This is a genomic window from Streptomyces angustmyceticus, assembly GCF_040701845.1.
In the GTDB taxonomy this organism is placed as follows: domain Bacteria; phylum Actinomycetota; class Actinomycetes; order Streptomycetales; family Streptomycetaceae; genus Streptomyces; species Streptomyces angustmyceticus_A.
Genome location: NZ_JBFBHQ010000031.1, coordinates 78,500 through 84,839 on the forward strand (window position 1 = coordinate 78,500; position 6,340 = coordinate 84,839).

Genomic DNA, 6,340 nt, shown 5'->3' on the forward strand with positions numbered 1-6,340 from the left:
TCCCGTACGGCCCGCCGCGCGGCCGGGTCCCTCAGCAGCAGGCGAGGGGCCCGGCCGCCGGCGTACCCGGCCGGGTGCCTCAGCGGGCCAGTATCAGGCTCATCGCCTCGGCGCGGGTGGCGGCGTCGCGCAGCTGGCCGCGCACGGCCGACGTCGTCGTCTTGGCCCCCGGCTTGCGCACCCCGCGCATCGTCATGCACATGTGCTCGCACTCGATGACGACGATCACGCCGCGCGGCTCCAGGATCTCCATCAGCGAGTCCGCGATCTGCGTGGTCAGGCGCTCCTGGACCTGCGGACGCCGGGCGTACACATCCACCAGCCGGGCCAGCTTGGACAGCCCGGTGATCTTGCCGTCGGCGGAGGGGATGTAGCCGACGTGCGCCACACCGACGAAGGGCACGAGGTGGTGCTCGCAGCTCGAGACCAGCTCGATGTCCTTGACCAGCACCATTTCGTCATGACCGAGGTCGAATGTGGTGGTGAGCACGTCCTCCGGCTTCTGCCACAGCCCGGCGAAGATCTCCTTGTACGCCCGCGCCACCCGGGCCGGCGTCTCCAGGAGTCCCTCGCGGTCCGGGTCCTCGCCCACCGCGATGAGGAGCTCGCGGACGGCGTTCTCCGCGCGCTTCTCGTCGAAAGTGCCGATCTTGCCGGCGACGTCCAGCGTCACAGGGTCGGTCATGTGGTGCCTCGTTCCTTCTGTGCCCGCTCGAAATCGCGGTGGAAAAGCGAAAAACCGCGCCCCCCAGGCTAAACCTGGAGGGCGCGGCGCGTATTCCGGGGCCCGGGGGCCTCGGGATCAGCTCTCGGGGCGCTGCTCCTCGGGGGCCTCCGCCTTTTCCGTGGAGACGGTGGCGGTCGTGGTCACCGAGCCGTTGGCCGGGGCCAGCTCCCGCGGCGAGAGCACCGGCGGGCGGCTGGAGGGCGTACGGCGCGAGGAGCCGGTCCACGCCGGGCGGGCCGGGCGCTTGACCACGTGCTTGAAGAGTTCGGCGATCTCCTCCTTGTTGAGGGTCTCCTTCTCCAGCAGCGTCAGCACCAGGTTGTCCAGCACATCGCGGTTCTCGACCAGGATCTCCCACGCCTCGTTGTGCGCGGTCTCGATCAGCCTCTTGACTTCCTCGTCGACCAGCGCGGCGACCTCTTCCGAGTAGTCGCGCTGGTGACCCATCTCACGGCCCAGGAAGGGCTCGGAGTTGTCGGTGCCGAACTTGATCGCGCCGAGCCGCTCGGTCATGCCGTACTGCGTGACCATCGCGCGGGCCGTGGCGGTGGCCTTCTCGATGTCGTTCGCGGCGCCGGTGGTCGGGTCGTGGAAGACCAGCTCCTCGGCCGCGCGGCCGCCCAGCATGTACGCCAGCTGGTCGAGCATCTCGTTGCGGGTCGTGGAGTACTTGTCCTCGTCGGGCAGGACCATGGTGTAGCCCAGGGCCCGGCCGCGGGACAGGATCGTGATCTTGTGGACCGGGTCGGAGTTCGGGGAGGCCGCCGCGACCAGGGCGTGTCCGCCCTCGTGGTACGCGGTGATCTTCTTCTCCTTCTCGGACATGATCCGGGTCCGCTTCTGCGGGCCCGCCACGACGCGGTCGATCGCCTCGTCCAGGAAGTGGTTGTTGATCAGCTTCTCGTCGCTCCGGGCCGTCAGCAGCGCGGCCTCGTTCAGGACGTTCGACAGATCGGCACCGGTGAAGCCGGGGGTGCGCTTGGCGACGGCCGAGAGGTCGACGTCCGGCGCGACCGGCTTGCCCTTCTGGTGGACCTTGAGGATCTCCAGACGGCCCTGCAGGTCCGGACGGTCGACGGCGATCTGCCGGTCGAAACGGCCGGGACGCAGCAGCGCCGGGTCGAGGATGTCCGGACGGTTCGTGGCGGCGATCAGGATCACACCGCCCTTGACGTCGAAGCCGTCCATCTCGACCAGCAGCTGGTTGAGGGTCTGCTCGCGCTCGTCGTGGCCACCGCCCAGGCCCGCACCGCGGTGCCGGCCGACGGCGTCGATCTCGTCGACGAAGACGATCGCGGGGGCGTTCGCCTTGGCCTGCTCGAAGAGGTCACGGACCCGGGAGGCACCGACACCGACGAACATCTCGACGAAGTCGGAGCCGGAGATCGAGTAGAACGGGACGCCCGCCTCGCCGGCGACGGCGCGCGCGAGCAGGGTCTTGCCCGTTCCGGGCGGGCCGTACAGCAGCACGCCCTTGGGGATCTTGGCGCCGACGGCCTGGAACTTCGCCGGCTCCTGGAGGAACTCCTTGATCTCGTGGAGCTCCTCGACGGCCTCGTCCGACCCGGCGACGTCCGAGAACGTCGTCTTGGGGGTGTCCTTGGTGATCAGCTTCGCCTTCGACTTGCCGAAGTTCATCACCCGGGAGCCGCCGCCCTGCACCTGGTTCATCAGGAACAGGAAGATGACCACGATGGCGACGAAGGGCACGAAGGAGATCAGCATCCCGACGAACGGGTTCTGCTTCTCCGGCGAGACGGTGTACCCGTCCTTGATGTCGCCGGTCTGGTACTTGGCCTGCAGGTTCTTCGCCAGATCGACGCCCTGGTCGCCGATGTAGCTCGCCTGGATCTTGTTGGAGCCGTCGATCTTGTTGGAGCCGGAGAGCTCAATCTTGATCTTGTTCTCGTCACCGGTCGTCAGCTCGGCGGACTTCACCTTGTTGTCAGCGATCGCCTTGACGACCTGACCGGTGTCCACCGTCTTGTAGCCGCCGGACGAGCCGACGACCTGCATCAACACGACCACGGCGAGGACGGCCAGCACGATCCACATGACCGGCCCACGGAAGTATCGCTTCACGTCCATCCATACGGAGCCGCTGAGGCCCCGTCCCTCCTGCCACAGTGAGGCACAACGCCCTCGGGAGGGCTGGTCGTGCGTTGCGTACGGTGTATTACTGGCCCGAATAAAGAACTGCCTTCGGACGGTACCCCAGCATTGTCACCCGGCGCCTGCGCCGACGGTGAACACGAAGCCGAGGATTCCGCTCTCCCTGCTCCAACGGCGGGTGGCCCCGAAGGGTTCCCGCCGCCGCGCGGCAGCCCGTTTCGGGTCCCGCCCGGCCACGCCGGCCGGACGGGCACGGGCAGCGCCCTCAGCCGCCGTAGACGTGCGGCGCGAGAGTACCGACGAACGGCAGATTGCGGTACTTCTCCGCGAAGTCCAGGCCGTACCCGACCACGAACTCGTTGGGGATGTCGAAGCCGATCCACTTCACGTCGATGGCGACCTTGGCCGCGTCCGGCTTGCGCAGCAGCGTGCAGACCTCCAGCGAAGCCGGCTCGCGCGAGCCGAGGTTCGACAGCAGCCACGACAGCGTCAGGCCGGAGTCGATGATGTCCTCGACGATCAGGACGTGCTTGCCCTTGATGTCGGTGTCGAGGTCCTTGAGGATGCGGACCACGCCGGAGGACTGGGTGCCCGCGCCGTACGACGACACGGCCATCCAGTCCATCGTGACGGGGGTGGACAGCGCGCGCGCCAGGTCCGCCATCACCATCACGGCGCCCTTGAGGACGCCGACGATGAGCAGGTCCTTGCCCGCGTACTCCGCGTCGATCTTCGCCGCCAGCTCCGCCAGCTTCGCGTCGATCTCTTCCTTGCTGATGAGTACCGACTGAAGGTCGGAACCCATGTCCTTGTCGTCCACCCGTGCCACTCTCGCTCTGTTCGGTGTTCGCGTCAGTCGTGAGACTTCGGATGCGGGGCAGCGTCTGCGGCTCAGCCCTGCCGAATCACCAGTCTGCCACCCTGCCGTCGCACACCTACTCGCCCGGGGAGGTTGATGGCCCCCTGGCCCCGCCAGGCCGTGATCAGCCGGTCGACTTCCTCGATGTGGCGGGCGAAGAGCGAACCGGCCGGTGACCCGGCGCCGATGACGGCCCGGCGCAGCACCCGGCGGCGCACGGCGGGGGGCAGGGCGAAGAGGGCGGCGATGTCGAGGGTGCCGGAGTCGTCGAGGACCGCGCCCTCCGCGTCGGCGGCCCAGGCGTCCAGGGCGTCGGCATCGTCGCGGGAGAGCTGGGCGGTACGGGCCAGGGCCTCGACGACGCCCTTGCCGAGGGCCTTCTCCAGGGCGGGCAGGCCCTCGTGGCGGAGCCGTGAGCGGGTGTAGGCGGGGTCGGCGTTGTGCGGGTCGTCCCAGACGGGCAGCGACTGGATCAGGCAGGCCTTGCGGGCGGTCTGGCGGTCCACGTCGAGGAAGGGCCGGCGGTAGCGGCCGTCCCTGCCGCTGGTCGCGGCCATACCGGAGAGCGAGCGGGTCCCGGAGCCGCGGGCGAGACCGAGCAGCACCGTCTCCGCCTGGTCGTCGCGGGTGTGGCCGAGGAGGACCGCGGCGGCGCCGTGGCGCTCGGCGGTGGCGTCCAGGGCGGCGTACCGGGCATCACGGGCGGCGGCTTCCGGCCCGCCCACCGCCCGCCCGCCGCCACCGCGGTGCGAGGCGCCGTGCGCCACCGGGTGGGACTCTCCGACATGGACGGCGACGACCTCGACCGGGTCCAGCCGCAGGCCCCGCAACCGCAGGGCGACCTCGGCGGCGCGGAGGTCCGAGCCCTCCTGGAGGCCGTGGTCGATGGTGACGCCCCCGGCGCGGACCCCGAGCTTGGGGGCCTCGAAGGCGAGAGCGGAGGCGAGCGCCATCGAATCGGCGCCGCCGGAGCACGCGACGAGCACGAGCGGGGGCTCGTGCCGGTCCTGCGCGCAGTGGTGGGTGAGGACGTCGTGGAGTACGCGGCGGACCGCCAGGCGTATCGCGGCGACCGCTGGATGGGGACCCATGTCCGTTTCCAATCGTTCAGCTGGGAGCCTCGGGCCGGTGAGGGCTCTCGTCACACAGAGTGCCTAGATGGTGACAGAGGCGAGCGGTTCCCCGAGCATTGCACGCCTATCCATCCGTAACGGTCCCTCAGACGGGTGATTGAAGGGGCGCGCTACTGCCACCCGGCGTGCCCAGCTCACGCCGTTCGCTTACGGTGCCCCGTCCGCCTTGCGGTGCACCCGCGCGATCCAGTCCGCCGGTTTCGCGATCTCCTGTTTGGTCGGGAGGGTGTTCGGCGAGGTCCACACGCGGTTGAAGCCGTCCATGCCGACCTCCTCGACGACGGCGCTGACGAACCGCTCGCCGTCGCGGTACTGCCGCAGCTTGGCGTCCAGGCCCAGCAGCCTGCGCAGCGCCTGGTCCAGCCGCCCGGCGCCGCTGGCCCGGCGCTTTTGGAACTTCTCGCGGATCTCGGCGACCGACGGCACGACCTCCGGCCCCACGCCGTCCATCACGAAGTCGGCGTGGCCCTCCAGCAGGGACATCACCGCGGTCAGCCGGCCCAGGATCTCGCGCTGGGCGGGCGTCTGGACGAGATCGACCAGGGAACGGCCGCCGTCGTCCTCGCCCTCCTCGCCCTCGGGCTTGGCTCCGGCCAGCGACTGGGCGGCCTCGCGCAGCCGCTCCAGGAGGGCGCCCGGATCGATGTCGGTCTCGCCGAGGAACGCCTGGATCTCGCCCTCGATGTGGTCCCGCAGCCACGGGACGGCGGTGAACTGGGTGCGGTGGGTCTCCTCGTGGAGGCACACCCACAGCCGGAAGTCGTGCGGCTCCACCTCCAGCTCGCGCTCCACGTGCACGATGTTCGGCGCGACCAGCAGCAGCCGCCCGCCCTGTGCCGCGGCCGGCAGGTCACGGGAGGCCGGCGCGAAGGTCTCGTACTGGCCGAGGACCCGCGAGGCCAGGAACGACAGCAGCATGCCCAGCTCCACGCCGGTGACCTTGCCGCCCACCGCGCCGAGCACCGCGCCGCCGGGCACCGCCGAGCGGCGGTCCTCCATCTTGGTCAGCAGCGGCTTGAGCACGGCCCGGAAACCGGCCACGTTCGCCTTGATCCAGCCGGGCCGGTCCACGACGAGGACCGGGGTGTCGTGCGGCGCCTCGTCCGCCTCGTCGGACTGTGCCATCCGCGTGAAGGCGCGGACGTGCGCCTCGGAGGACTTGGCGTGCTTGCGCAGCTCGGCGACGATCGCGCGCGCCTCGTCCCGGCTCACCTCCGGGCCCGGCCGCACGAAACGGGTCGCGGTCGCGACCGCGAGATTCCAGTCGACCATCTCGGTTCCACCGATGCTCGTCATGAGTTCACCGTACGTGGGCGCATGCCGTGGGGGTAGCGGACTGCGGGGCCCAGCCGCACCGAACCACCCACGAGCATCCCCACCGAACGGACAACACCCCACCCACGGGAGGGGACGGGCCGGAGGGGCCGGTGTGTGGGACGTAAAGCGAAGCAGTCCCACACACCGGCCCCGCAGGCCCGTCACCGCACCCACACCCCCCCCCCGCCGACC

Annotated in this window: 5 protein-coding genes; all 5 read right to left on the reverse strand. The window is 70.2% G+C overall.

Annotated features, from left to right (window positions below; genetic code table 11):
- Nucleotides 1-79: 79 nt before the first annotated feature.
- Nucleotides 80-685 (reverse strand): GTP cyclohydrolase I FolE, encoded by a 606-nt coding sequence (gene folE / locus AB0411_RS34520; RefSeq protein WP_086718890.1) that lies wholly within the window; start codon nt 683-685, stop codon nt 80-82.
- A gap of 117 nt (nt 686-802) precedes the next feature.
- Entirely contained in the window at nt 803-2,815 is a 2,013-nt protein-coding gene (gene ftsH, locus AB0411_RS34525; RefSeq protein ID WP_366421190.1) for an ATP-dependent zinc metalloprotease FtsH, read from the reverse strand.
- Nucleotides 2,816-3,104: 289 nt separating this feature from the next.
- Complete coding sequence (gene hpt / locus AB0411_RS34530; RefSeq protein ID WP_030077134.1) at nt 3,105-3,644, reverse strand: hypoxanthine phosphoribosyltransferase; 540 nt, start codon at nt 3,642-3,644, stop codon at nt 3,105-3,107.
- Nucleotides 3,645-3,730: 86 nt separating this feature from the next.
- The gene (tilS, locus tag AB0411_RS34535) at nt 3,731-4,789 is read right to left on the reverse strand and encodes a tRNA lysidine(34) synthetase TilS (RefSeq protein ID WP_366421191.1); all 1,059 of its coding nucleotides are present in this window, start codon (nt 4,787-4,789) and stop codon (nt 3,731-3,733) included.
- A 189-nt stretch (nt 4,790-4,978) separates the two neighbouring features.
- Entirely contained in the window at nt 4,979-6,127 is a 1,149-nt protein-coding gene (locus tag AB0411_RS34540; protein WP_366421192.1) for a zinc-dependent metalloprotease, read from the reverse strand.
- Nucleotides 6,128-6,340 lie beyond the last annotated feature (213 nt).

Excerpts from the sequence above, each read along its gene's own strand:
- folE (WP_086718890.1), bottom strand. The coding sequence starts at position 685 with ATGACCGACCCTGTGACGCTGGACGTCGCCGGCAAGATCGGCACTTTC.
- AB0411_RS34540 (WP_366421192.1), bottom strand. The coding sequence starts at position 6,127 with ATGACGAGCATCGGTGGAACCGAGATGGTCGACTGGAATCTCGCGGTC.
- ftsH (WP_366421190.1), bottom strand. The coding sequence starts at position 2,815 with ATGGACGTGAAGCGATACTTCCGTGGGCCGGTCATGTGGATCGTGCTG.
- tilS (WP_366421191.1), bottom strand. The coding sequence starts at position 4,789 with ATGGGTCCCCATCCAGCGGTCGCCGCGATACGCCTGGCGGTCCGCCGC.
- hpt (WP_030077134.1), bottom strand. The coding sequence starts at position 3,644 with ATGGGTTCCGACCTTCAGTCGGTACTCATCAGCAAGGAAGAGATCGAC.